Source organism: Bradyrhizobium cenepequi (assembly GCF_020329485.1).
GTDB classification, from domain to species: domain Bacteria; phylum Pseudomonadota; class Alphaproteobacteria; order Rhizobiales; family Xanthobacteraceae; genus Bradyrhizobium; species Bradyrhizobium cenepequi.
Genome location: NZ_JAGKJI010000134.1, coordinates 1 through 1,680 on the forward strand (window position 1 = coordinate 1; position 1,680 = coordinate 1,680).

The following is a 1,680-nucleotide window of genomic DNA, read 5'->3' on the forward strand; positions in this document are numbered from 1 at the left end:
CGGCAGATACGCCCCGCCCGCCTTGAGGATCGCCAGCACCCCCACCACCATCGCCACGCGGCGCTCAACGCAGATCGCGACCGGCTGATCCGGCCGCACCCCGCGCCCGATCAGATGATGCGCCAGGCGGTTGGCCCGCGCATTGAGCTCGCCATAGCTGAGGCGTTCGTCCGCATCGACCACCGCCACCGCGTCCGGCGCCTGGCGCACCTGCGCCTCGAACAACGCGTGGATGCACACCTCCGACGGATACGCCGCCGCCGTCCGGTTCAACTCCTCCAACAGATAGGTGCGCTCAGCGGACGACAGCAGCCCAATCCGCCCAACCGGCTGCTGCGCATCGGCCACCATCGCCCGCAGCAGCGCCAGCAAATAGCCACGCTGGCGCTCAATGGTCGCTTCGTCGAACAGCGCCGTGGCATAGCCCAGCGTGCCGGCGATGACCTCGCCACGCTCGCTCAGGTTCAGCTCCAGATCGAACTTGACCTGATCGGCCCCATCTGCCGCCGCCTCCACCATCAGCCCGGGAAGATCGAGGGATCCACCGGCGTGGTTCTCCCAAGCCAACATCACCTGGAACAACGGCGTGTGATCCAGCGACCGTGGCGGCTGCACGATCTCCACCACCTGCTCAAACGGCAGGTCCTGATGCTCCTGCGCTCCCAAGGCCGTGCGCCGCGTCCGCTCCAACAGCTCTGCCACGCTCGGCGCGCCCGACAGGTCGAGCCGAACCGCCAGGGTGTTGACGAAGAAGCCGATCAACTCTTCGATCTCGCGGCGACCGCGATTGGCGGTCGGCACCCCGATCACAAGGTCGTCCTGCCCCGCCAGACGCGACAGCACCGCAGCCCAGGCCGCCAGCACCGTCATGAACAACGTCGTGCCATGCCGCCGGCTCAGCCGCTTCAACTCTCGCGTCAGATCCGCATCGATGACGACAGGCACCGTGCCCCCGGCAAACGACTGCTGTTCCGGCCGCGGCCGGTCCGTCGGCAAGGCAAGACGGGCCGGCGCACCAGCCAGCGTGTTGCGCCAATACTGCGCCTGGCTCTGCAGCCGCTCGCCCGCCAGCCACTGCCGCTGCCAGGCGGCATAGTCCGGATACTGGATTGCAAGCGGCGGCAGCGGATCGTCTTCTCCGGCCAGGAACGCCCGGTACAACGCACTGAGTTCACGCACCAACACGCCCAGCGACCAGCCGTCCGAGACAATATGATGCTGCGTGAGCAGGAAGACGTGCTCCTCATCGGAGGTCCGGATCAGACGCCCGCGGATCAGCGGGCCATTCGCCAGATCGAACGGCGCGCGCGCCTCGTCCTGGCACAGATCCGCGAGCGCAGCGTCCGCATCTCTCCGGTCGCGCAGATCGTGCTCCACAACTGGCAGCCCCGCATCCTTCGGCAGAATCTCAACCGAAGGTTCACCTTCCGAGGCGACAAAGACACTGCGCAGCGCCTCATGCCGCGCCAGCACACGGTCCAGGCTGCGCTGCCAGGCGCTGCGGTCGAGCACGCCGCGCAGCCGCACCGCCAGCGGGATGTGATAGTGCGTGCTGCCCTGATCCAGCTGCGCCAAAAACCACAGCCGCTGCTGCGCAAACGACAGCACAAGTGGCGCATCGCGCGACACCTCGGCAATCGCCGGCAGCTCTTGCAGACCGGACCGGCTCAACTCCGCGAC

At 67.6% G+C, this 1,680-nt stretch carries 1 protein-coding gene; it reads right to left on the minus strand.

Annotated features, from left to right (window positions below; genetic code table 11):
* A partial coding sequence (locus J6497_RS40485) for a condensation domain-containing protein (RefSeq protein WP_225709722.1) occupies positions 1–1,680 on the minus strand: 1,680 nt, incomplete at both ends.